At 33.5% G+C, this 24,619-nt stretch carries 17 protein-coding genes; 2 read left to right on the forward strand and 15 right to left on the reverse strand.

The annotated features are described in order from the left end of the window. Nucleotides 1-96 precede the first annotated feature (96 nt). From FLP_RS08155 to FLP_RS08185, 7 genes are all read right to left on the reverse strand, one after another. On the reverse strand, nucleotides 97-1,317 hold the full coding sequence (locus FLP_RS08155; RefSeq protein WP_065449024.1) for a glycoside hydrolase family 88/105 protein: 1,221 nt from the start codon (nucleotides 1,315-1,317) through the stop codon (nucleotides 97-99). Nucleotides 1,318-1,338: 21 nt separating this feature from the next. Beyond that, a complete protein-coding gene (locus tag FLP_RS08160) occupies nucleotides 1,339-2,553 on the reverse strand; it encodes a glycoside hydrolase family 88/105 protein (protein WP_065449025.1) in 1,215 nt (404 codons plus the stop codon). Between the two features lie 134 nt (nucleotides 2,554-2,687). After that, a complete protein-coding gene (locus tag FLP_RS08165; protein ID WP_065449026.1) occupies nucleotides 2,688-3,653 on the reverse strand; it encodes a DUF4861 family protein in 966 nt (321 codons plus the stop codon). Nucleotides 3,654-3,664: 11 nt separating this feature from the next. Next, nucleotides 3,665-4,588 (reverse strand): alpha/beta hydrolase, encoded by a 924-nt coding sequence (locus FLP_RS08170; RefSeq protein WP_243397508.1) that lies wholly within the window; start codon nucleotides 4,586-4,588, stop codon nucleotides 3,665-3,667. 126 nt (nucleotides 4,589-4,714) lie between these two features. Then, nucleotides 4,715-6,418, reverse strand: a complete 1,704-nt coding sequence (locus FLP_RS08175) for a RagB/SusD family nutrient uptake outer membrane protein (protein WP_065449028.1) — start codon at nucleotides 6,416-6,418, stop codon at nucleotides 4,715-4,717. Between the two features lie 10 nt (nucleotides 6,419-6,428). After that, on the reverse strand, nucleotides 6,429-9,605 hold the full coding sequence (locus tag FLP_RS08180; protein ID WP_065449029.1) for a SusC/RagA family TonB-linked outer membrane protein: 3,177 nt from the start codon (nucleotides 9,603-9,605) through the stop codon (nucleotides 6,429-6,431). Between the two features lie 43 nt (nucleotides 9,606-9,648). Further along, nucleotides 9,649-11,022, reverse strand: a complete 1,374-nt coding sequence (locus tag FLP_RS08185) for a glycoside hydrolase family 28 protein (protein ID WP_394364245.1) — start codon at nucleotides 11,020-11,022, stop codon at nucleotides 9,649-9,651. Nucleotides 11,023-11,364: 342 nt separating this feature from the next. Here FLP_RS08185 and FLP_RS08190 point away from each other — a divergent pair, with 342 nt between their 5' ends. Beyond that, entirely contained in the window at nucleotides 11,365-12,393 is a 1,029-nt protein-coding gene (locus FLP_RS08190) for a LacI family DNA-binding transcriptional regulator (RefSeq protein ID WP_065449031.1), read from the forward strand. A 210-nt stretch (nucleotides 12,394-12,603) separates the two neighbouring features. Here FLP_RS08190 and FLP_RS08195 read toward each other — a convergent pair whose 3' ends face one another. The 8 genes from FLP_RS08195 to FLP_RS08230 all read right to left on the reverse strand — a co-directional run bounded on the left by FLP_RS08195 (nucleotide 12,604) and on the right by FLP_RS08230 (nucleotide 22,497). Next, nucleotides 12,604-14,217: a UxaA family hydrolase gene (locus FLP_RS08195; protein ID WP_065449032.1), complete on the reverse strand. Its 1,614-nt coding sequence runs from the start codon at nucleotides 14,215-14,217 to the stop codon at nucleotides 12,604-12,606. Nucleotides 14,218-14,306: 89 nt separating this feature from the next. Continuing rightward, the gene (locus FLP_RS08200) at nucleotides 14,307-15,749 is read right to left on the reverse strand and encodes a tagaturonate reductase (protein WP_065449033.1); all 1,443 of its coding nucleotides are present in this window, start codon (nucleotides 15,747-15,749) and stop codon (nucleotides 14,307-14,309) included. A 205-nt stretch (nucleotides 15,750-15,954) separates the two neighbouring features. After that, a complete protein-coding gene (locus FLP_RS08205) occupies nucleotides 15,955-16,626 on the reverse strand; it encodes a bifunctional 4-hydroxy-2-oxoglutarate aldolase/2-dehydro-3-deoxy-phosphogluconate aldolase (RefSeq protein WP_065449034.1) in 672 nt (223 codons plus the stop codon). Between the two features lie 10 nt (nucleotides 16,627-16,636). Next, nucleotides 16,637-17,659, reverse strand: a complete 1,023-nt coding sequence (locus FLP_RS08210; protein ID WP_065449035.1) for a sugar kinase — start codon at nucleotides 17,657-17,659, stop codon at nucleotides 16,637-16,639. A 191-nt stretch (nucleotides 17,660-17,850) separates the two neighbouring features. Beyond that, a complete protein-coding gene (uxaC, locus tag FLP_RS08215; protein ID WP_065449036.1) occupies nucleotides 17,851-19,257 on the reverse strand; it encodes a glucuronate isomerase in 1,407 nt (468 codons plus the stop codon). Nucleotides 19,258-19,281: 24 nt separating this feature from the next. After that, nucleotides 19,282-20,073 (reverse strand): gluconate 5-dehydrogenase, encoded by a 792-nt coding sequence (locus FLP_RS08220; protein WP_065449037.1) that lies wholly within the window; start codon nucleotides 20,071-20,073, stop codon nucleotides 19,282-19,284. Nucleotides 20,074-20,098: 25 nt separating this feature from the next. Continuing rightward, a complete protein-coding gene (kduI, locus tag FLP_RS08225; protein ID WP_083195828.1) occupies nucleotides 20,099-20,938 on the reverse strand; it encodes a 5-dehydro-4-deoxy-D-glucuronate isomerase in 840 nt (279 codons plus the stop codon). A gap of 86 nt (nucleotides 20,939-21,024) precedes the next feature. Next, a complete protein-coding gene (locus tag FLP_RS08230) occupies nucleotides 21,025-22,497 on the reverse strand; it encodes an MFS transporter (protein ID WP_065449039.1) in 1,473 nt (490 codons plus the stop codon). A gap of 445 nt (nucleotides 22,498-22,942) precedes the next feature. On the opposite strand from FLP_RS08230, the gene FLP_RS08235 reads away from it, so the two are divergent. Further along, the gene (locus FLP_RS08235; RefSeq protein WP_065449040.1) at nucleotides 22,943-23,890 is read left to right on the forward strand and encodes an alpha/beta hydrolase; all 948 of its coding nucleotides are present in this window, start codon (nucleotides 22,943-22,945) and stop codon (nucleotides 23,888-23,890) included. The last annotated feature ends 729 nt before the right edge of the window (nucleotides 23,891-24,619 follow it).

Consider the following 24,619-nt stretch of genomic DNA (forward strand, 5'->3'; position numbering starts at 1 on the left):
AGTTGATCTAAAAATTGGTGACTTTCTTTGCGGAATTACTTGCGGGGATTTCTCCTTCGTCGAAATGACAAACTGGTTGATTAAACGTAATAGAAGTTATCTATTCAATTCTATAGCAGCCAGAATAAAAGGTCCTGTAGCTTTAGGATCATTGTCTTTTTTCTTTTCGTTTACATAATATTCATATGATCCATCACGATAGGGAGTTCCGCCCAGACCAGCCACCTGGCAAGCTTGAGTAAGCGTTATTCCGCCATCAGCATCTACTTTTATTAATTTTTTAGTCAATCCGTCAAAAGCTTTGTTCGCTAATTTTTTATAGCTTGCTGGCAGATATCCTTTGTTGGCTCCCTTTGCAAAAGCATAAGCAAACATTGATGATCCTGAAGCTTCAAGGTAATTTCCTTCTTTATTACCTTTATCAGTTACCTGATACCATAAACCTGATTTATCCTGAAATTTAGCCAAAGCCGCTGATGCATTGTTAAGGTATTGTACTAATTCTTTTTGTTTTGGATGATCTTTTGGCATATAATCCAATACATCAACAAGCGCCATTACATACCAGCCCAAAGCCCTTGACCAGAAATTTGGAGAATTACCTGTTTCTTTATTGGCCCAAGGCATTTGTTTACTTTCATCCCAGGCATGGTACAATAAACCTGTTTTTGGATCTGTCGCATGCGACTGAATTACCTCAAATTGTTTTGCGATGTCATCAAACTTTTCTCCGTTTTCGAAAGTAAGAGTATATTGTGCATAAAATGGTTCTCCCATATATAACCCATCTAACCACATTTGGTTTGGGTATATTTTTTTATGCCAAAAGCCTCCGCTTTGCGTGCGTGGCTGCTCAGCAATTTGTTTGCGCACTAACTGCATTGCTTTTAGATATTTTTCTTCTTTTGATACAGCATATATATCAAAAAGCAAACGTCCCGGCACCACCAGATCAATATTGTATTTGTCTAATTCATAGGTTTTAATAGTTCCGTCATTTTGCACTAACTCATCTACATAACCTCGTATGTATGTTTTATATCTTGCATCCGGATTTTTCTTGTACAATTCTTCGATCGAATGCAAAACCAAAGCATGAACATAATCCCATTTCGGTTTTTTAGAATCATCAATCATATAGGCTTCAGGATGACGTTTCATTAAGGTCAAAGCCATTTTATCAGACCATTTTAAATTTTTAGAAATAGTGATTTCTTTTTTTGAAGGTTCCTGAGAAGTTACTTTACAGCTTGTAAAAGCTATTAAACAAACTAAAACAACTGATGTAAAATAACTTTGTCTTTTAGTATTTTTCATTTTTTAAGATATTTAATTTTTTTATTTTTTTAATTCTATTGCACTCAATAAAAATGCTGCTAAAGCCGGAGAACTATTATCTTTTGCTTTACTATTTACGTAATATTCATTTGTTCCGTCACGAAAAGGTTTTCCTCCTAAACCAACACTCGAGGATACATTTGAAATCATTACTTCTCCATTTGTACCTTTTTTTACAAACTCCTTAAGGTACGCATCAAATGATTTTTGAGCGATTTTTTTATAACCTGACGTTAGATATCCTTTATTGGCTCCTTTTGCCAGACTATAGATAATCATCGCAGACGATGACGACTCTAAATAATTGCCTTTCAAATCAGGTTTATCCGCCACCTGATACCATAGACCTGATGCACTTTTATGTTCGACTGCACTTTTTGCCATCTGGTTCAAATAGTCTGCCAGCTTTTTATAGTTTGGATTTGTTTTAGGGTAATAATCCAGCGTTTCTACCAAAGCCATCATGTACCAACCTATACCGCGTCCCCAGATTGTTGGAGATGTTCCTGTTACGGCATTTGCCCATGCTATTTCTTTACTCTCGTCCCAAGCCTGATATACCAATCCTGTTTTTTGATCGACCAAATGATTTTGCACCAATTCAAATTGTTTGGCAATATCATCCAAAGCTTTACCTTTTTCATACTTAACTGTATATTGTGTATAAAAAGGTTCAGCCATATACAAACCATCTATCCACATTTGATTGGGATATATTTGTTTATGCCAAAAACCTCCGCTTGCTGTTCTTGGCTGATTCTCAATTTGAGTCCTCAATTGCTCTATAACTTTTTGATAGCGGTTGTCTTTGGTTTCATCATATAAATTAAAAAGTAATTTTCCAGGATTTACACAATCAATGTTGTAATCTTTACTATTATAATCTAAAATATTTCCATCAGCATCGATTAATTCATCAGCATATTCTTTTATATAATTGAAGTATTTTTTGTCGTTTGTTTTTTGATATAATTTTTCAAAAGCAAACAAAACCAATCCCATTTTATAATCCCATTTTGGCTTTTTAGTCCCGTCGATCTGCGACGCTTTAGGATAGGTATTCAAAATAGTAAATGCCGTTCTCTCCGACCATTTTAAATTGTCAGGAAGAACAGCAATTTTATTTTCTTGCGCTATTGCTTTACTACTTAAAATGAGTAGCAATGTAAATACAACTTTATTGAAATTTACTTTTATAAAAGCTAACTTAAACATATATTCAATTTTTAGCACTGGATATCTTTTTACAAACCCCGATAGCTATCCGATAAAAGATTAATACTTGTTCTCGCAGATTTAGCAGATCAAGCAGATTTTTAATTTTTAATCTTTTTTTAATTTCTTCAAAACTACATTTTACCTTTCTTGTTCAGTAATTCTAACTTTTGATCTAAATACTTCACGAATTCTTCTTTTGATTTAATTCCGTTTGGTTCTTGTTCCCAAGCGCCTAAAAAGTAAAAAGAAGTAGCTTTCGTAGTAGGTTTAAAAACCAAAAGATAATCTAAAGTGGTATCCTCCACATTTTCGATGGTATTTGTTTGATAAAAAATAGCCATTCCTAACTTATCCGGAACCAATGATTGCTCGCCGTAAGTCGCTAAATACGCCCATTTTTTATTTTTACTTTCTTTTTTAAGTAATTCTGTATTTTTTTGCTTTACAATTCCCGTACAAATTCCTTTAATTTCTTTTGATGCCTGAATCGTATGTTGTGTGTACAGCTGATCTGGTTTAATGGTTAACACTGATGTAAAATCGATTTTATCAGAAGCCGTTTTCCATCCGTAGTAATTCACTTTTACACCAGATTCGCTCGTTTTGTTGACCACAGTTGCAATGGTTGAGTCTACTTCACGAAAGTGTAATTTTTCATTGTTTAAATAACGATCTATAGACCCAATTCCGATTCCTTTTCCGGCTTTAAGAATATCTGCACCCCAGTCGCTCATTTCATGATACGAATCAAAATTATCCTGCCCTACAAGCGGTAAAATATTCGCTGAAGTTTTCTTTCCAAAAATATCAATAGCATTTCTCCAATCCAGGTATAAACGATATCCTATTCGATTACTCTCCCAACCCGGACCTTCGTAACGAATATCAAAAGAATGGTCTGTATGTTCAGGAGCAAGTTTTAATCGATCCACATTTTTAAAAACAGTTCCTCCAATGTATTTACGTCCTTCCCATTTCCCATCCGTTTTCGCAGATATTTCGGCATACGTTTTCGCCGTCTTAATGTCATATTTTTGAGCATTAACCGCTGTAACTCCAACTAAAAATAAGGTTACTAATGTGATTTTTATTTTCATTTTTATTATAATTATTTGAATATTCTGTCTAAAAATTGTGTGGTATACTCTACCGTTTCGTCAAACCAAGGCTGAAAAAACCAAAAGGAATGAGGTGAATTTTTGATTGTTTTGACTTCATTATAAATCTTATTTTGATTTAAAATCGCAATCATATCATCTCGTCCTGCATGAAACCGGTCAAAACTGCTATTTATAAATAGTGTTGGCGGTGTGTTTTTATTGGCATGATTTAAAGCCGATGCTTGTTTCCAGTTTTCCGGGTTTTCCTCATAACTTCCGTTTAGCCAGAAAGCTGCCATTTCTCCTTCTTCTGATTCTGGATGTTTAAAAGCTAATATTCCATCAATATCAATAATTGCCTGTACTTTTGAAGATGATTTACTTTTATACTTCGCATCTTCAAAAGCTAAATCTTCGTTGGTTGTACCAATCAAAGCTGCCATTTGTCCTCCCGAAGAGCAACCTAAAACGGCAATTTTGTCTGGATCTACATGGAATCTTTTTGCATTATCTTTGATAAATTTAATAGCATTTTTTACATCGTAAATCGCTTGTGGATATTTTGCTTCCAGTGATAACCTGTATTCTATTGCAAAACAAGAATAACCTTTTGTCGTTATTTCCTGCGCTAAAACGCGCATTTGATTTTTATTTCCTGATCTCCATCCGCCACCATGAATCATGATTACGCCTGGATTATTTTTTATGCTAGTATTAAAAAAAGCATCCAAATGCAATGCTCTGTTTTTGTCTTTATAATAAATTACATTCTCAATTTGTTTATCATTTACTCCTTTATTTGCTTCTGCAATTTTTATAAAAGGATATTTTTTAATTAGTTTGACGTAAGTACTTTTTACGGTGTATGACGTATCAATACTATAACCTTGTGCTATAATACCCTGATAAACAAACAATAATACTAACAACATTCTTTTCATTTCAAGCGAACTATTATTTCGTTAAGAAAGGAGCCCGATTCATGATCGAACTCCTTTTTAACTTCTTCAAAAAAACAAAACCTCAAAAATTTTTAAATTACTAATTATACCAGATTTTTAATATGCCGGATTTTGAGGGAAATTTTTATTTCTATTTAAATCTAATGCAGATTGTGGTATTGGTCTTAAAATTTTCTGTTGACCATTTTGCCCTGCAAAAGCTGCTTCAGTAGTAACTTTAGGATTATACAAAACAGTTCTTTGAACCAATGTTCCTGTACGTTTTAAATCGAACCAACGGTGATATTCACCTAATAATTCTCTTCCTCTTTCGTCTAATATTGTATTAATATCGATAGAAGTTACTACCGGAATTGCTCCTACTACACCACCACCTGCTCTTCTTCGTACTTCGTTTAAACGTGCTAATGCAAGTGTAGGCTGACCTGCTTTAAAATAAGCTTCGGCAGCAACTAAATAAGTTTCCCCAAGTCTTGCAATAATAAAATCACGTGTACTGCTTCTGTTTGTGGCAGCAGTAATTGGCGTTGTATTATAGTTCGCACTTGTAGCACCACTATATGGAGCACTAGGGTCATCAAATTTTCTAACCGGAATAAGATTATAATCACCTCCTGAAGGAGCAGATGAAGAGTAAGATCCCCAAACATGATAACCCGGAGGCGTTAGGGAAGGCGCAACAATTTTACCCAAATTAGGATGAGAAGCAATATATGCAGCTCTTTCTAACGGAGTAAACCATTTTGGCTCATAGAAATGAGTCACTTTTGAAGCTGATTTATCTGCTGTTGTACTATACAAATCGTAATATCTCGCAAAGATTTCTGTCATAAAAGTACTTTCCCAACGTTTATCTCCTTTTTCATATAATGATATTGCATAAACAGTAGGACAAAGTGTATAACTTCTGTTCGGATAAGGATTTCCTGCAGCTGCAGCTCCCAAGTAAGGGCCAAACCAATAATTTTGAGAATTCCCAAGAGAAGTTGTTCCAGTTGCATTAGAAGCTGAAGAAAACTGAACCGAAAATACTGTCTCAGCATTCATTTCATTACCTGGTTTTACCACATCTTCAAAAGATACATTTAATGCCTGACCTGCAATTGCCTGATCTGCCAAAGTTGCTGCCGTTGTAAAATCTGTTGGTGTTCCAAAAGTTTCGTAACCTTTAGTCAAATACACTTTTGCCAATAAATCCTGAACTGCTCTTTTATTAACTCTTCCTGTGTAGGCACCCGCGGCAACTGCCGGAAGGGCTTCGTTAAGATCTTTAAAAATCTGAGTATATACTTCTTCTGCTGTGTTTCTGTCAAAAGAGGTTACTGCTGTATTGATATTATCTAATACAATTGGCACACCTCCGTAGGTTTGTACTAAAAGAAAATAAGCATTTGCTCTTAAAAATTTAAGTTCGCCAACTCTTGTATCCAATGTACTTGTTTTTTCTGTAAGCGTAGAATAATATATCCCTTTATTAGCTTGTTGAATTGCCATATAACAAGTTCTGTACAACTGATCAACTCCTGCAGCTGATGAAGATAAATTTGTATATTTAGCCAACCCTTCCGGTTCTGGATTTCTTCCTTCAGAATACATATCTGTTCCTGCTTCAAATAACCATGGATCACCACCGTAAATATCCTTTAATGTTGCATAATTTGTATTTACCAATGACTCAAAACCAGGTGCAGTAAGAAAATAGGTTTCAGCTGAACCAAAGGCAAGATTTTCTTCCTCTATAAAATCTGAACAAGAATTTAGAGTAAGCAATATTCCTATAATTAATAATATCTTTTTCATTTTTTTTAATTTAAAATTTTAAACTTAATCCCATCTGAACAGTCATTGTAGATACACGGTTTACCGCTAAAGCTGCAGTTGCCCATTCAGGGTCATATCCTTCATAATCTGTAAATACAAAAGGATTTAACACATTGACATACAATCTTAAACTTTTAATTTTTAGCTTACTAACTAAATCCTGATCAAAGCTATAGCCTAAAGCAATGTTTTGAACTTTTACAAATGAAGCATCTTTATAAAATGCTACGTTATTAGTGTCATAGTAAACACCTGCTCCACGAGGCAACGGATTTGTATTAGAATATTGAGAAGGAAGATCTGCTCCGTTTGCCGGAACGTACCAATCACCAAGATCTAATTTTTGACGACCTCTATCTGTAACATCAGCAAAATTATCATGGAATCCGCTAAATACAGTCATTCCCTGATTTGTAATTAGAGACAATGACAAATCAAATTGTTTTACTCTTAATGTTGTAGAAAAACTTCCTGACCATTTAGGATCATAATTACCTAAAATAGCTCTGTCATTATTGGCATCTATTTTACCGTCATTATTTAAATCTTTCACTTTTGCTTCTCCTGGTTTCTGTTTATACTTAGCCGCCTCAACTGCTTCATTTTCCTGCCATACACCATCAAAAACAAAATTATAGTAAGAATGCACATTTTCACCAATAAACAAGTTGTTTCCAACATCATCTACTTTATTTTGTCCATAAATAGACTCTAATTTATTTACGTTCTTTGTAAAGGTGAAACTTGTTTCCCATGACACATTTTTAGTCTGAATATTTTTAGTAACTAATGCAACCTCAATACCTTTATTTCTAATAGACCCCACATTTGATGTAATGGTAGGAACTCCAATTTCTAATGGTAAAGCTTGTTGAAATAGTAAATCCTTAGACAGACGGTTATAAACATCTACACTACCCGAAATTCTATTATTAACAAAGCCAAAATCCAAACCTAAATTGACCTCTTTTGTTTTTTCCCATCCCAAATTCGGATTTCCTAAACTTGATGCTGTATAGCCATTTCCAACTGTCGAACCATATTCATAATAAGTTGGTGTTTTTAAAAGACTCAAACTTGAATAAGGATTAACATTATCATTTCCTGTATAACCAATACTTCCTCTAAATTTAAAATTAGAAACAAAGGCTAGTTTTTGCATAAATGCTTCCTCATGAAGATTCCATCCTAAAGCTACAGAAGGGAATGCAGTCCATTTATTTCCATCAGCTAAAACTGATGAACCATCGTATCTTACTGAAGCTGTCAATAAATAGCGTCCTTTGTAAGCATAATTAAAACGAGCTGCATACGATTCTAAAGTATTTTTAGAATATGGAGTAAATACGCCCGAAGGAATTAAAGCAATACTACCACTTCCAGGAGTCAACGTGTAAGTAGGCTGAGCTCCTGATCCTAAATTATAAAAACTGGTTTCGAAAGGATTTTCTCTCGATGCTGCAAAATAAGTTTCAGTAGTATTAGAATAAAAACTCTGAAGTCCTAAGAAACTAAAAACATGATCCTTTGCTAATGTATAATTGATATTAAACTGGTTGTCCCAAGTATAATTAAAGTTTTGCACATTGGTTACATCACCTGATGGTAAACTTTTATTTTTAAGTCCAAAATCTGTTTGTGCACCAAATGATCTTCCTTCTCTGGCATCCATTTTACCCGCTGAAAAAGTGGATCTAAATGATAACCAACTATTGATTTTGTATTCTCCGAATACATTTCCAATTGTAGTAAATCTATCTATCTCGTCAACAGAATTAGCGATTTCTAAAAACGGGTTATAAGATCCTGTTTTATTAATGGCAGATGTTCCGTTTGGATATTTTAATGTACCTGGCTGTTGCGCATAAGTACCCACGATATCATTACCGGCTGCATCAATTGCCCACGGCGAAGTAAATGGATTTTGCCTGAAAGCTTCCTGCATTGCAGTTGGGCTTCCTAACTGCTCATTTGTTTTAGATATGGTAAGATTTACCCCAAATGAGATTTTATCATTTACTTTATGATTTAAACCCGCTTTAAAGTTATACTTATCAATGCCTTCGTTATCAATAACCCCGGTTTCTTTTTGTACTCCCAGTCCTATGTTATAAGATAATCCGTTATCAGCACGACCTGAAACATTTAGATAATTATTTTGAGTCATTCCACCTTTAAGGATACCGTCCTGCCAGTTATAATTTTTATTTTTCACTACTCTTTGAAACAAAAGAGGATTAGAACCTGCCTGACCTACAGCTGCTTCTAGTTCTGCCGCGTCGATATCGTTATAAGTTGGATTTGAAGTTGAAATCGTAGTCGCTAAAAATGCAGATTGATGGTAATACCACCATTTTTCAGGGCTCATTAATTTAGGCAGTCTTACCGCTTGTTTGTTACCATATGAAGAATCAAATGAAACCGTTACTCCCGACTTTGCATTTGTTCCACTTTTAGTGGTAACGATGATAACTCCGCTTCCTCCTCTGGAACCGTAGATTGCTGCAGATGAAGCATCTTTCAACACATCCATTCTTGCGATATCCTGCGGATTCAAAAAGTCGATATTATCAGTTGGTACGCCATCAACAACGAAAAGAGGTTTAGAACCATCCTTATTAATCGAGTTTGTTCCTCTAATTATTACATTAAAACCATCTCCTATACGACCAGAATTAGAAGTTACCTGAACACCTGCAATCCCTCCCTGAATAGCTTCCATTGGGTTTGTAACATTTCTTTCTGTAATTTTCGCTGCAGATAAAGTATTAATTGCACCTGTTAAATCTGTCTTTTTTGCTGTACCGTAACCCACAACCACAACCTCATTTAATGAGTTTGATTGTTCAGAAAGACTTACATTGATTTTAGATTTGCCGGCAACACTTACTTCTTGTGTCTGAAAACCTAAATAACTAATTATTAAAATGGCTTTATTATTTGTCACATTAATTTTAAAACTTCCCTCAAAATCTGTAGAGGTACCATTTTTAGTTCCTTTCTCCTGGACATTTACACCTGGTAGTGATAATCCCGCGGCATCTGTAATTTTCCCTTCTACCACAGTAGATTGAGCATGTATTGTAGTACTCACCAGGAAATTCAGGAAAAATAAAAATACTAGATTGTATTTTATTTTTTTCTTTGATAATTGTTTAAAATTCATAGTTTGGTTAAATAGTTTTGGTTAAATTGATAGTTTTTAATTTTTAATGATTTTCTACTTTTTGTTCATTCACATTAGTATTTATAAAATTGATATTCTTTACATTTTTTAGTAAGTAGGGCTGTCCTACTTTAGCTATTACTACATCTTTTAGTGTAATATTTTCTACTGGAGATTCTTCATACCCTTCTGCCCAAACTCCGTATTTTCCACCGTTTTTTACTTTTATATTTTCAAGGTTTATATTTCTTACTGTAGGTATAAAATTTCCTGTTTGCGAACCGTATACGTTATAAAACATTGTTACACGCAAAACACATTCTTTTACGGTACCTACCTCAAGATTTCTCACATAAATATCCTCTAAAACACCACCTCTTTTTGAATTTGTCTTAATACGAATTGCACGATCCAGATTAGGACTGTCCATTATGCAATTCTCAACAAAAACATTATTTACACCTGCAGATATTTCGCTTCCCATGACAACTCCGCCATGTCCATCGATCATTTTACAATTCTGAACAATAATGTTTTTACTTGGTATTGCTACCCTTCTTCCATCAGCATCACGTCCGGATTTTATGGCAATACAATCATCACCGGTATTAAAAGTGCAGTTTTTAATAAGTACATTTTGCGAATATTCAGGATCGCACCCATCATTGTTAGGTCCGTGACTATTTACCGTTACACCATCAATAATGATATTATTTGTTTTTATAGGATGTAAAATCCAAAACGGAGCATTTATTACAGTGATGTCTTTTACTAAAACCGTATTACATTCAAAAAACTCAATAAAATTGGGGCGCAAATAGCGGCCTTCTCCAAAAACTCTTTCACTAACCGGAACACCTTTTTCAGCCATTTCAATTAAAACTTCACGGTTTTGAGGATCATTCTGAGATGGAATTCCTGTTTTCCAGCCATAGTCCTTACCTCCTGACCAAATCCACCAATTTGTATCGTCAGCCTGACCATTAAGCGTTCCTTTTCCTGTTATGGCAACATTGGTTTTATTCTTGGCATATATAAGAGGAGAATAATTCATAAGTTCAGTTCCTTCCCATGAGGTATGAACCATCGGATAATCTTTTGGATTTATACTAAAAAGAATTTCGGCATTGTCTTCTAAATGTAAATTCACATTACTTTCTAAATGTATAGGCCCTGTTAAATATTTACCATTAGGAACTAAAACTTTCCCGCCACCATTCTCAACACAAGCTTTAATTGCTTTTTCAAAAACCAATGTATTTGAAGTTTTTCCATCAGCTACTGCACCAAAATCTTTTATATTGAAAGTTTTATCAGCAAATTGAGTTTTAGGAATGCTTTTTATAATTAATTCCATCTTTTTCCAAGGATCTGAATCAGAAACTGTCAAAGTTTGCTTTGTACATGATAAAGTCATTAAAGCCACAGTTACAGAGATTAAAACTGTTTTGAATGCTATAATCTTATTTATAATCATTTGAGTAAGTTTTATTATTTGATAGTCAAAACTATGTATATATGTAATCGATTACACGAAAGTATAAAATAAGTTCGATCGCACCAAATTTATTTGTAAAAAATTTATATATTTAATTTTTATTATGAATTATAATTACAGTTAATGTAAAAAAAAGCATAATTTATTGTCATTGTTGAACCGAAAACGTTTTAATTATAAATTATGGTAATCGATAACAATTTATGTTTGTTATAAAAAAAAATGTATTTTTGTCTGAGATTAATTCGAAAACCTTTCTTAATGAGCGAAAAAATAACTATTTACGATATTGCCGAAAAATTAAATATCACTGCCGCTACTGTTTCAAGGGCTTTAAACAACAATCCGAAAATAAAGGAAAGTACGCGTGAGTTGGTTATCAAAACTGCCGCTTCGATGAACTACAAGCAAAACAAACTAGCTTTAGCGTTAAAAAGTGGTCGTAGTAATAATATTGGCGTTATTGTTCCTCGTATAGACAGCAATTTCTTTGCATCTGTTATTAGAGGAATCGAAGAGGAACTTCATCCTCACGGTTATCAGGTAATTATTTGCCAAACTCATGAAAGTACAAAAAGAGAAAATGAGAATTTATATACATTAATAGATGCGCAAGTGGATGGTATCCTTATGTCAGTCACTGATGTTACTGGCGAAAACAGTGGTGCTTTTCAAAACGTATTACAAAAAAATGTTCCCCTTATCTTTTTTGACAGAAGCAAACATATTGATGGAGTTAGCTCAGTAACCATCAATGACTTTAAGGGCGGATACATCACAACAAAGCATTTAATTGATGAAGGCTGCAAATGTATTGCACATTTATCCGGAGATCAGTCTCTTGAAATTTTCAAAAACAGATTTTTAGGTTACAAGCAGGCTTTATTAGATAACGGAATGGAATTTAAGGAAGAATATGTTATACCCGTTAAAAGTTTTGTTGATGCGGGCAAAGATGCAGTAGAAATTTTATTAGAGTTAGAAACCCCGCCCGATGCTATATTTTCATCCAGCGATTTCGCTGCTTTAGGTGCAATTCAGGAATTAAGATCAAGAAATATCAGTATTCCGAAAGAGTTTTGTGTAGCAGGATTTAGTAACGAACCTTTTACCAAATTTATGGAATTATCGATAACTTCTGTAGATCAGTCACCACTTGAAATGGGAAAAATGTCAGCACGTGTTTTCCTGGAACAAGTAGACAAAACCGAAACCATTAAAATAGAAAAAAAGGTTGTTTTAGCACCAGAATTACACATTCGTAAATCTTCGTCAAGATCTAACTCTTAATATTTTTTTGCCATATAAGTTGTATAAGCTCATTTAACAGTAAGCTTGTTTTTTTTTTTTAAACCATTAAGATGTTAAGAATATAAAGCTTAGCTTAATAAAACTTAATTTTCATCATTAAGAGATGAACCTAGAACTTAACTTTCTTAATATCTTAATGGTAAAAAAAAAAACTCACTGTTTAGTGAGTTTTTTTTTTATATTTTGTTATTAAAGCGAAACTCCTCTTTTCCAAGGAATAAATACATCTTGTTTCAACTGGTCTGCTTTTGTTTCCACGTTTCCGCTCGCCAATTCTATAATGTAATCTACTATTTCTGCTCCAACCTCGGTAATGGTTTTTTCACCAGTAATCACCGTTCCGGCATTTACATCGATAATATCAGACATTCTATTAATTAATGCTGTGTTCGAAGAAATTTTTACAACGGGTGCAATCGGATTTCCCATCGGATTTCCTAAACCCGTGGTAAATAACACAACTGTTGCGCCCGATCCAACCAATCCTGTGGTACATTCTGCGTCATTTCCTGGCGTATTTAAAAGATTTAATCCTGGTTTTGAAATATATTCTCCGTAATCTAAAACATCTACAACAGGTGAAGTTCCACCTTTTTTAGCTGCACCAGCAGATTTCATTGCATCTGTAATTAATCCGTCTTTGATGTTTCCCGGAGATGGATTCATATCAAACCCTGAACCTGCATCTACAACTGATTTTTCAAAAGCTTTCATTAAAGTTAAAAACTTATCTGCTTTTTCTTCGTCCACACATCGATTCATCAATTCTTGCTCAACTCCACATAATTCTGGAAACTCTGCCAAAATTGTTTTCCCTCCCAAAGCTGCAAAAATATCTGAAACAATTCCTAATGCCGGATTAGCTGAAATTCCTGAAAATCCGTCAGACCCTCCACATTCTAAACCAATACTTAGCTTTGAAAGAGGAGCAGGTTTGCGTTCAATTTTGTTGGCTCTTTTAATGGCTTCATAAGAATCTTTAATCACCATTTGAAACATTTGATCAGTAGTTCCAATTTGTTGTTGCTCATAGATCAAAATTTCTTTATCACTATTCGGACTCATTTCTTTCAATGCCTTTTTAAAAATATCAACTTGCAAATTTTGGCAACCTAAACTTAAAACAGTTGCACCTGCAACATTTGGGTTGTTCACATATCCTGCAAGCAGTTTTGCCAACAATTCTGAATCTTGTCGAATCCCTCCACAACCACCTTGATGATTGATAAATTTTACTTCGACATTATCTAAAAGATTTTCATTTAAATTCTTATCCGAAACTTCTTCTACGCTTTTTTCTTCAATTAAAGAGCGTAACAAATTTTTATAAGAAACTTCTTTTTTGGGCATTAATTCGTTTTCGAAAATATCTTTCAGTTTTTCGATATTTTTGTTTTCACAAAAAACCAATGGAAAAAACAACCAAACGTTTTTGGTTCCAACTTGTCCATCAGTACGGTGGTATCCGTTGAAAGTTTTGTCTTTCCAACGATCTACATTTGGTGGAGTCCAACCTAAATTTCCGTTTTTACCAAAAACTTTTTCACTTTGATGTTTTACATTTTCGGTGGTAATTACTTCTCCTTTTTTTATAGGTTTAGCAGCTTTTCCCACCAAAACACCATACATTATAATATCATTACCAATTGTAAAATCTTGCTCTGCGATTTTATGTTTTGCTTTAACATCAGTTGTTGGTGAGACGGTAGTTCCTTCAAACATAATTTGTTCGTTTTGTACCAAATCGGTTAAAGCGACAATTACGTTATCTGCCGGGTTGACTTTTATTAATTTTTTTTGCATGATCGTTTTTTTTTAAAGTAACTAAGGTGCTAAGGTGCTAAGTCGCTAAGATGCGTCCCGAAAACTTAGAATTTTAGAAACTATTCCAATTAATAGTGTTTGCTAAAATTAGCAAAACCTTTTTCTATTCCGTTTTCTTCAATTTCATTTAAGGCCAGTACCAAAGCTTCAGATAAACCTTTTACCTGAGTTAAGTCTTCACCCCAGAATTCAGTATTAGCCAATATTTTAGCTACAACTAAATCTGTAGCTTTTAATTGCCACGCGTTTTTAAATGCTTCAACTATCTCCGGAGAATCTTTTACAGGCAATGCTTCATTATTCCAGGTTCCTTTGTAGAACTGAATTAAACTTGCTAATGAAAAAGTCAAATTAACAGGCAATTTTTTGTTAGTATTATAATATCCTAATAAACTTGGTAAAACTCTTACTTTGAATTTTGAGATAGAATTTAATGCGATATCAGCAAGTGCATGTTTGATAAATGGATTTTTAAATCGGTCCATTACCTCTTCAGAATAAGCGGTAATTTCATTTTTGTCCATATCAAGCGTTTCACTAATTTCACCAATAACGCTGTTTACGAATTTTCCGGTAAAATCTCCGTTAACCGTTTCCATTACTAATTTATTACCATATAAAAGTGAAAAAGGAACCATTGCCGTGTGCGCACCGTTTAGAATACGAACTTTAATCATTTTAAAAGGACGAATATCATCAACGATTTTTACATTCAAATCTGTTTTATCAAAAGGTAATTTTGCTTTTAAATCATCGCCACCTTCAATAGCCCAAAGGAAGAAAGGTTCAGCAGCAACAATTAAATTATCCTGATAATCCAATTTGTTATTGTATTCTTCAATTTCAGCTCTTGGATATCCGGGAACAATTCTGTCAACCAAAGTACTGTGATACGTACAAGCATCTGACACCCAAGTTTTAAATTCATCCTCTAATTTCCATAAATCAACATATTGTAAAATATATTTTTTAAGCGTCTCTGAGTTATAATCAATCAATTCACAAGGAATGATCGTTACCGCTTTAGAAGCATCTCCATTGAAATGTTTGAATCTTTCATATAATAAAACAGTCAACTTTGCAGGAAATGAAACTGGCGGCTGCATATCCGGAGTATCACTTTCGATGAATTCAATTCCGGCTTCAGTAGTATTTGAAACGATAAACTGAAGTTCTTCTTCTTTGGCTAAAGCCAAATAATCTGCAAATTCAGTATACGGATTTATAGCTTTTACAATATTGGTTATCAACTCAATATCCTGTATTTTTTCACCTTTTTTGATACCGTTCATAAACAAAGTATAAAGACCGTCCTGATCGTTAATCAGGTGTACCATACCGTCTTTCAAAGGCTGCACCATTGCAATACCGGCATTAAAATCAACTTCTTTATTTAGTTTGTGAAATGCGTAATCAACAAAAGCTCTCAGGAAATTTCCTTCTCCAAACTGAACTACTTTTATTGGCTGTAATTTTTCTAATCCTGTATTTTTTCTGTTTAACTGTTTCATTTTAAATCTTTAAAGTGTTATAAATAACCACTAAATACCTTATTGCTGTTTATTTTTTTTCGCTGTAAAAGAAACATTACACTTGTATAAGGAAAGTAAATTTTGCTGTGAGGAATGACAAAATTTATTTTTCAAGTGTAATGTTCTGTTACAATCTCTAAAATCTAAAAAAACTCTTGTAAATAAGGATTGGTATGATTACTCCTTATTTATTTTTAATATTTTTGATGATATCAAGAACCTGGCTTACTTTCGTTTTTAAGCCATCATAATCCTCTTTATCTAGTATATCTTTCGAAATTAATTGCGAACCTATACCTACGCAAGTTGCGCCGGCAGTCAACCATGAAGTAAGGCTTTCTACGGTTGGTAAAACACCTCCGGTAGGCATTATATTTGTCCACGGACATGGCCCTTTTATGGCTTTTATAAATTCTGGTCCGTAAATGTCTCCGGGAAATAATTTTACGATTTCACATCCTAATTCTTCCGCTCTTGCAATTTCAGTAAGTGTACCGCAACCTGGCGACCAAAGTACTTTACGTCGATTACAAGCTATGGCTATATCTTCTCTAAAAACAGGAGTTACAATAAAATTAGCTCCTAAACTCATATACAATGAAGCCGCTGCTGCATCAGTTATAGAACCTACACCCAACATCATTCCCGGCAATTCAGCCAAAGCATATTTATTTAAAGCTCCAAAAACTTCATGTGCAAAATCTCCTCTGCTTGTAAACTCCATTAATCGCGCACCACCATCATAACATGCCTTTAGTACTTTCTTGCTTACTTCTATATCTGAATGAAAAAACAACGGAACCATTCCGTTCTCTTTCATTTGTAAAGCCACTTCAATTCTTGAATATTTTGCCATCTTTTCTTAATTATCTTGATACTAATGCAGAACCATCTCCATCTATCATATTTTCAACTTCTTTTAAAGTAACCAGATTATAATCTCCTGCAATGGTATGTTTCAAACAACAAGCCGCTACTGCGAAGTCTAATGCTCTTTGGTTATTATTTTGATATTGCTGTAATCCGTAAATTAATCCGCCCATAAAAGCATCTCCACTACCAACACGATCAACTACTGGTGTAACTTCTTTAACAGCTGCCTGATAAATAGCTTTTCCGTCAAACAAAATACCTCCAATTCTTTGGTGTGATGCACTTACAGAATAACGTAATGTAGTTGCTACTGTTTTTAAATTAGGAGTTAAATCAAATAGTTTCGTATACAAAACCGGGAGTGATTTCTCATCCTGATAATTTGGGTTCACTTTAGGTATTCCTAACATGAAATAAGCTGTATCTATATCTCCCAAAATAACATTACTGTATTTTAACATTTCAGGCATAACATCACTTGGAGTTTTACCATATTGCCATAATTTTGATCTGTAGTTCAAGTCGCAAGAAATGGTAATTCCTTTTTTATGAGCTACTTTAATAGCCTCTAAACAAGCTTCTGCAGCACTTTCTGAAATTGCAGGCGTAATGCCGCTCCAGTGAAACCAAGTCGCACCTTCAAGGACTTTGTCCCAATCAATTGTACCTTTCTGAATAGTTGCCATCGAACTGTGTGCACGATCATAAACCACGTTACTGCCTCGGGTTCCTGCACCAGTTTCAAGAAAATAAATCCCTAAACGTTCACCTCCATAAACTATGTTTTTAGACTCTACGTTCATTTTTCGCATTTCTTTTAATGCCGAAGTACCAATTTCATTCTCAGGTAATCTTGTTACAAATTCTGCGTTTACGCCATAATTCACCAAAGACACACAAACATTAAATTCACCTCCTCCGTACGAAGCACCAAATGCTGTAGATTGTGAAAAACGTAAATGCCTTTCTGTCGAAAGACGCAACATAATTTCTCCGAATGCAACTACTTTACTCATATTGTTTTTATTGTTTTACCAGTAGATTTTTCTTTTTTTTACCATTAAGAGATTAAGAAAAATTAAGCTTTATACTTGAACGTTTTCTTTTTCACCATTAAGATATTAAGAAAGTTAAGCTTTACGTCTTAATGAAACTTAATATCTTAATGGTTCAAAACTTTTTAAAAATCCTTAAAGATTTAAAAATATTAGAATTTGAAATATTCTTTTGCGTTGTTATATGAAATATCTGAAACTAATTTTCCTATCCATTCCATATCGTTAGGTAATTCTCCGCGTTTGATTTCATCTCCTAACAGATTACACAAAATACGTCTGAAATATTCGTGTCTAGGGAAAGACAAGAAGCTTCTTGAATCAGTTAACATCCCTACGAAACAACTAATTAATCCCATGTTTGAAAGAGCATTTAATTGTTTAGTCATTCCGTCTTTCTGATCTAAAAACCACCATCCTGAACCAAACTGTACTTTTCCGCGAACACTTCCGTCATTGAAGTTTCCAATCATGGTTGCCATTACTTCGTTATCTGCAGGATTTAAATTATAGATGATTGTTTTAGTCAGTTTATCTTTACTATCTAAAGCATTTAAAAAGCTTGATAATTTTTGCGCTTGCGGATAATCTCCAATTGAATCCCAACCTGTATCAGGTCCTAAAATTCTGTGCATACGTGCATTATTATTACGTAATGCCCCTAAGTGAAATTGCTGCACCCATCCAAATTCATGATACGTTTCAGATAAGAATACCAAAACAGCACTTTGGAATTTTAAAGCTTCTTCCGGTGATATAATTCTGTTTTCTCTTTTCTTTTTGAAGATTGAAGAAATTTCATTTTCTGTAAATTCTTCAAAATAAATCTGATCTAAACCGTGATCACTTAATTTGCATCCATTTGCATTAAAAAATTCAATTCTTTTTCTTAATGCAGCCTGCAAATCAGCAAAAGTATTAATTGCAATACCGGACACATCCCCTAATGTGTCCAGATATGCATTATAACCATCATTAGAAATTAAGATAGCTTTATCAGGTCTGAAAGCTGTACTCATTTTAGTTCCAATAGGATTTTTAGATAGTTTCTGATGAAACTCTAAACTATCAATAGGATCTTCTGTAGTACAAACCAATTCAGCATTAACTTTTTTAAGCAGGTTTTGTGTACTGTAGGCCTGAGAATTAATTTTTTCTGTTGTTTCGATGTAAATTTTTTCTGCTGATTTTTCATTCAACAAATCATAAATATCAAAATATCTGGCTAATTCTAAATGCGTCCAGTGATATAAAGGATTACGCATCGTATACGGAACTGTTTTTGCCCAGTTTAAGAACTTATCTTTATCTGAACCATTTCCTGTAACAAATTGCTCGTTGATCCCCAATGTACGCATCGCACGCCATTTGTAATGATCTCCGTTTATCCAAACCTGTGTTATATTGTCGAAAATTTTATCTTCGGCAATAAACTGTGGATTTAAGTGATTGTGATAATCAATTATGGGTTGATTTTTTGAGTAATTATGATATAACTCTTCAGCGAATTTATTCTCAAGTAAAAAGTTATCGTTTATGAATGTTTGATTTGCGCTCATTTCTTCTTTCTTTATTATTGCGAATTACTCGTTGGATGGTTTTCCGATAGTCGCTAAAATTCCACCATCAACATACAGGATATGTCCGTTGACAAAATCACTTGCTTTTGAAGACAAAAATATTGCAGCACCTTGTAAATCTTCCGGATCTCCCCAACGTGCAGCAGGTGTTCTACTGATAATAAACTCATTAAAAGGATGACCATCTACTCTAATAGGAGCTGTTTGGCTTGTTGCAAAATATCCCGGTCCAATTCCGTTCGTTTGGATATTAAATTTAGCCAATTCCGTAGCCATATTTTTGGTTAACATTTTTAAACCTCCTTTTGCTGCAGCATAAGCACTCACAGAATCCCTTCCTAATTCACTCATCATCGAACAGATATTGATTATTTTACCCTGTCTTCTTTCGATCATTCCTTTGGCAACTGTTTTAGACATGATAAAAGGACTTACTAAATCTACTTTTATAACGGCTTCAAAATCTTCCACTTCCATTTCAATCATAGGAATTCTTTTTATAATTCCTGCGTTGTTGATTAAGATATCAATTGGACCTACTTCGCTTTCGATTTTATTTATATTTTCGATTACAGCTACTTCATCAGTTACATCAAATACATATCCGTAAGCTTCAATACCAACAGATTTATATTCTGCAACTGCGTTATCTACTGTTTCTCTTGATGAACGATCATTTATTACAATTTTTGCTCCTGCATGACCAAGTCCTTTTGCCATAGCCATTCCAAGACCATGAACTCCTCCTGTAACAAGTGCAATTTTTCCAGTTAAATCAAAAAGGTTAATTGACATAATTTTTTATTTAATTGTTATTAAGTTATCTTAATTCAGTTATTTTACAAACATCCATATCTCCGTAATCTAAGTTCTCTCCTGCCATTCCCCAGATAAAAGTATAATTACTTGTTCCAGATCCTGAATGAATTGACCATGGTGGAGAAATTACCGCCTGATGATTGTTCATCCAGATATGTCTTGTTTCCTGAGGTTGTCCCATGAAATGACAAACTGCCTGATTTTCCGGAATATCCAAATAGAAATAAACTTCCATTCTACGATCGTGTACGTGAGCCGGCATAGTATTCCAAACACTTCCCGGTCTTAATTCCGTCATTCCCATTTGTAATTGACATGTCGTTACAACGCTACCAATAATCATTTGGTTTACTGTACGATGATTTGCCGTTTCCATCGTACCTAATTCTAATTTATTTGCTTCTGCCAAACTTACCTTTACTGTTGGGTAAGTAGTATGAGCCGGTGCCGAATTGATGTAATATTTAGCAGGATTTTTACTGTCATCACTTTTAAAAATCACTTCTTTATTACCGCTACCGATATACAAAGCATCTTTAAAACCTAGTGCATACGTTTTTCCTTCTACTATAATGGAACCGCTCCCTCCAACATTAATAATTCCGATTTCTCTTCTTTCTAAAAAATAGGATGCTTTTAGCGGATCAATACTTTCTAAGACTAAATCACCTTTTACCGGAACTGCAGAACCAGCAATATATCTATCATAGTGAGAATAGGTTAAAACAATCTCATCTTCCTGCATTAAGTCATCAATTAAGAATTCACTTCTTAATTCCTGTGTGTCATACTTTTTTACAGCTTCCGGGCTTGACGCGTATCTTGAACTATATTTTGTCATAATTTTTAATTTAATGTAATCGATTGCACAAAATTAGATTTTTATCTTTAAAAAACACATTTTCAACTATTAAAATTTTCCAAATATTACATACCCGTAATCGGACTATACTTAGGGACTAACGTTTTCATCACTATCCAACCTGTTAAGTAACATACCGCACAAATAGAGAAAATGATGAAATAACCTGCTTCAATACCATGAAATCCCATAAAAGACATATTAGTTTCTTTAGCATGATCAAACAATAATCCTGAACCTTTATTGATGATAGTAGAACCAACACCTCCTGCTAATCCTCCAATTCCTGTAATAGTGGCTATTGCTTTTTTAGGAAACATATCTCCAACAGTTGTAAAAATATTTGCTGACCATGATTGGTGAGCTGCGCCTGCAATACCTATAATAATTATAGGAATCCAGTAACTTATATATCCAAGCGGTTGTGCAATTAAGGCCAATAAAGGGAAAAATGCAAAAATTAACATCGCTCTCATTCTTCCTTCATATGGGTTCATACCTTTTTTCTCTACAAAATAAGTTGGTAACCATCCTCCAACAATAGAAAGCAGGGTAATCATATATAACACAAATAATGGTAAGGCAGCCTGAGTAGAATCCATTCCATAAACAGAACTTAAATAAGCTGGTGTCCAGAACAAAAAGAACCACCAAACCCCATCGGTCATAAATTTACCAAATGCAAAAGCCCAGGTTTGTTTGTATTTAAAACATTCTACAAAAGAAACTTTAGTAGTAGTTTCCGGAACATAACCAACTAATTTACTATCAGCAACATCATCTTGCTGAATATACTCTAATTCTGCAGCACTTACTTTTGGATGTCTCTCTGGCTTATCATACATGAAAACCCAAAATCCCATCCATACAAAACCTAAAGCTCCAATGATAATAAAAGCCATTTCCCAGCCGAAAGATTTTGCAATAAAAGGAATTGATATCGGAGCTGCTAACGCTCCAACCGTCGCTCCTGCATTAAAAATACTGGTAGAAAATGCTCTGTCTTTTTTAGGAAAATATTCCGCTGTAGTTTTAATAGCGGCCGGAAAATTTCCTGCCTCACCTACCGCCAGAACAAAACGGGCAAATATGAATAATGTAACACTTACATTAATTACTAATCCTGTGTCCTGTACCAGGCCTATTGCGTCTTTTGCTCCTTCAAATCCTACAAACCAATTTCCTGTAATTATTCCTGCTGTAGCAATACCGCAAAAAGCATGTAAACAAGCTCCTAAGGACCATATCCCGATAGCCCACAGAAATCCTTTTTTAGTATCCAGCCAATCTACAAATCGGCCTGCAAATAATAGAGAAACAGCATAAAAAATTGAGAACAATGCCGTTATATTCCCATAATCGTTATTGGTCCAGTGAAATTCCGGCGCGATAAAATCGCTCCAAGTCAATGAAAGTACTTGTCTGTCTAAATAGTTAATTGTCGTAGCAAAAAACAGTAAAGCGCAAATACTCCAGCGATATGTTCCTGTAGATTTTTTGGACTGATTGGTAATAACTGTGTCTGGTGGTTGGTTCATAGTAAAATTGAATTATAAAATTGATATTTTTTTTTGCAATATTAATTTACCCATAATCTTAAAAGACAATAAAAATTAATTTGCTAAAATTTGACAAAACAAAATAATGTAATCGATTGCACAAATATAGTTTTTAATCTTTATATTCCAAATATATTATATAAAAAATTATTTTAACTAAATAAATAAACATATAGAACAAAAAAATCTATTCAAAATTACACATTAAACAATATATATGTTAAAAGCAGACATATGAAATTTGTCCTTTTGAGGGGGTAAAATTGTACCAAAAATGGATACTTAAAAATCAATTATCACGTCTATACCTTATGTCGTAATAAAAAGTTCTTTTTAACATTTTTTCAAACATAGAAATAGTTGAAAAATAGCTATTTTTGAATCTTTGCTAAAAAAAGCGCATTTTAACTAATTCCTTATAAAATTGAAAAAATCAAAAAAACAGTTTCTGAAAAAAAAGGTAACTATACTTGTTTTGCTTATTAGCATTTCATTTCAGGTAAAGGCTCAAAATAATGTAATTATACCACTTTGGAATAAAATACCAGATGAAATTAAAGCACCGGATTACAAGGAAAACGAAAGTATCAAAAATGGAAAAGTTCTAAGCACAAGCTTAGTTTCCGTGCCAACACTCAGTATCTTTTTACCTAAAAAGAGCAAACCCAATCAGGCTGCAGTTATTATTTTTCCCGGCGGAGGATATCAACATCTGGCAATTGATAAAGAAGGAACCAAAGTAGCCGAATGGTTTAATAGCCTGGGTATTGCTGCTATTGTAATAAAGTATCGATTACCAAGTGATAAGATAATGAAAAACAAAAACATAGGTCCTTTGCAAGATGCTCAGGAAGCCGTGCGTTACGTGAGACAAAATGCTTCAAAATATAATATTGACGCAAACAAAATTGGAATCTTAGGATTTTCTGCAGGAGGGCATCTAGCTTCAACGCTGGCTACACATTACGACGATAAAATATATGAAAGTAGTTTTAAAGTAAGTGCACGTCCTGATTTTTCTCTTTTAATTTATCCCGTAATATCCATGCAAAATGATATTACACACAAAGGATCACAAATTAGTTTATTGGGCGAAAATCCTTCTCAGGAATTGCGTGATTCATTTTCGAACGAAAAAAGGATAAACGCACAAACTCCACCAACTTTTTTGGTACATGCAACAGACGACACGACTGTTTTACCTGAAAATAGTATCAATTTTTACTTAGCGCTAAAAAATAATGGCGTTCCTGCTGAATTACATATTTACGAAAAAGGCGGACATGGTTTTGGTCTGGGCGTAAAAGACACTAGTAAGTATTGGACACGAGATTGCGAAGAATGGCTTAAAAATCATGGATACAGCAACTAAATTAAACTAATATAAAAGGCAAAACTTATAAGTTTTGCCTTTTATATTTTATCAAAAATAACTGAGAGAAAAAATTAAAAAATTTCCCTTTCTCTAAGTTTCAACTTTCATTCATATTCTACATCTTCAACTTTTAGATACTAATATATTCTACAGGATTTTATCCAAAAAAAAAGGGTCTTTAAATTAAGTTAAATAAATAACCAAATCTAAAAACCCTATAAAAATTAGACTTTCTCGTATGTCTTGCAAACTTATACTAAGAATTCACTATGAAATGAACAAGTCAAATTTTCATTCTAAAAAAAATGTTTCTCCAAAAACAGTTAACCTATAGAGAATTAACAAAGCTGTTTAAAAAGGCAAAAACAACCTCTGTATTAATTTCTATAACACAAATCTACAAGCTACTTTATATAAAACATTACGGGTTTCCACATTTGGACTATATTTTTTTCTATTATTTATAATCATTCAAGAATAATTAATTGGTTTACTATTAGTTAGCACCCTCTTTTTTTACTATTATAACACCACTTTTTAAATTAAAAAAAAGAATCTTTTACAAAATAACAGTATAAAAATCCTTTATCGAATTCAAAAATAAACACTTAACAACTAAAAAAACTATAAGATTAATTTCTTGTCCTAGATTAAGCCAGGGTCTTTTAGCTTCGTAGTACATTTGCTAAATAAATGCATAGTTCTTTTAAAAACTGAATCTAAAAC

It is taken from the genome of Flavobacterium piscis, assembly GCF_001686925.1.
Taxonomy (GTDB): Bacteria; Bacteroidota; Bacteroidia; order Flavobacteriales; family Flavobacteriaceae; genus Flavobacterium; species Flavobacterium piscis.

What these genes read in the sequence shown, in the direction of transcription:
- FLP_RS08155 (WP_065449024.1), bottom strand. Translation starts at nt 1,317, where the DNA reads ATGAAAAATACTAAAAGACAAAGTTATTTTACATCAGTTGTTTTAGTT.
- FLP_RS08160 (WP_065449025.1), bottom strand. Translation starts at nt 2,553, where the DNA reads ATGTTTAAGTTAGCTTTTATAAAAGTAAATTTCAATAAAGTTGTATTT.
- FLP_RS08165 (WP_065449026.1), bottom strand. Translation starts at nt 3,653, where the DNA reads ATGAAAATAAAAATCACATTAGTAACCTTATTTTTAGTTGGAGTTACA.
- FLP_RS08170 (WP_243397508.1), bottom strand. Translation starts at nt 4,588, where the DNA reads ATGTTGTTAGTATTATTGTTTGTTTATCAGGGTATTATAGCACAAGGT.
- FLP_RS08175 (WP_065449028.1), bottom strand. Translation starts at nt 6,418, where the DNA reads ATGAAAAAGATATTATTAATTATAGGAATATTGCTTACTCTAAATTCT.
- FLP_RS08180 (WP_065449029.1), bottom strand. Translation starts at nt 9,605, where the DNA reads ATGAATTTTAAACAATTATCAAAGAAAAAAATAAAATACAATCTAGTA.
- FLP_RS08185 (WP_394364245.1), bottom strand. Translation starts at nt 11,022, where the DNA reads ATGACTTTATCATGTACAAAGCAAACTTTGACAGTTTCTGATTCAGAT.
- FLP_RS08190 (WP_065449031.1), top strand. Translation starts at nt 11,365, where the DNA reads ATGAGCGAAAAAATAACTATTTACGATATTGCCGAAAAATTAAATATC.
- FLP_RS08195 (WP_065449032.1), bottom strand. Translation starts at nt 14,217, where the DNA reads ATGCAAAAAAAATTAATAAAAGTCAACCCGGCAGATAACGTAATTGTC.
- FLP_RS08200 (WP_065449033.1), bottom strand. Translation starts at nt 15,749, where the DNA reads ATGAAACAGTTAAACAGAAAAAATACAGGATTAGAAAAATTACAGCCA.
- FLP_RS08205 (WP_065449034.1), bottom strand. Translation starts at nt 16,626, where the DNA reads ATGGCAAAATATTCAAGAATTGAAGTGGCTTTACAAATGAAAGAGAAC.
- FLP_RS08210 (WP_065449035.1), bottom strand. Translation starts at nt 17,659, where the DNA reads ATGAGTAAAGTAGTTGCATTCGGAGAAATTATGTTGCGTCTTTCGACA.
- uxaC (WP_065449036.1), bottom strand. Translation starts at nt 19,257, where the DNA reads ATGAGCGCAAATCAAACATTCATAAACGATAACTTTTTACTTGAGAAT.
- FLP_RS08220 (WP_065449037.1), bottom strand. Translation starts at nt 20,073, where the DNA reads ATGTCAATTAACCTTTTTGATTTAACTGGAAAAATTGCACTTGTTACA.
- kduI (WP_083195828.1), bottom strand. Translation starts at nt 20,938, where the DNA reads ATGACAAAATATAGTTCAAGATACGCGTCAAGCCCGGAAGCTGTAAAA.
- FLP_RS08230 (WP_065449039.1), bottom strand. Translation starts at nt 22,497, where the DNA reads ATGAACCAACCACCAGACACAGTTATTACCAATCAGTCCAAAAAATCT.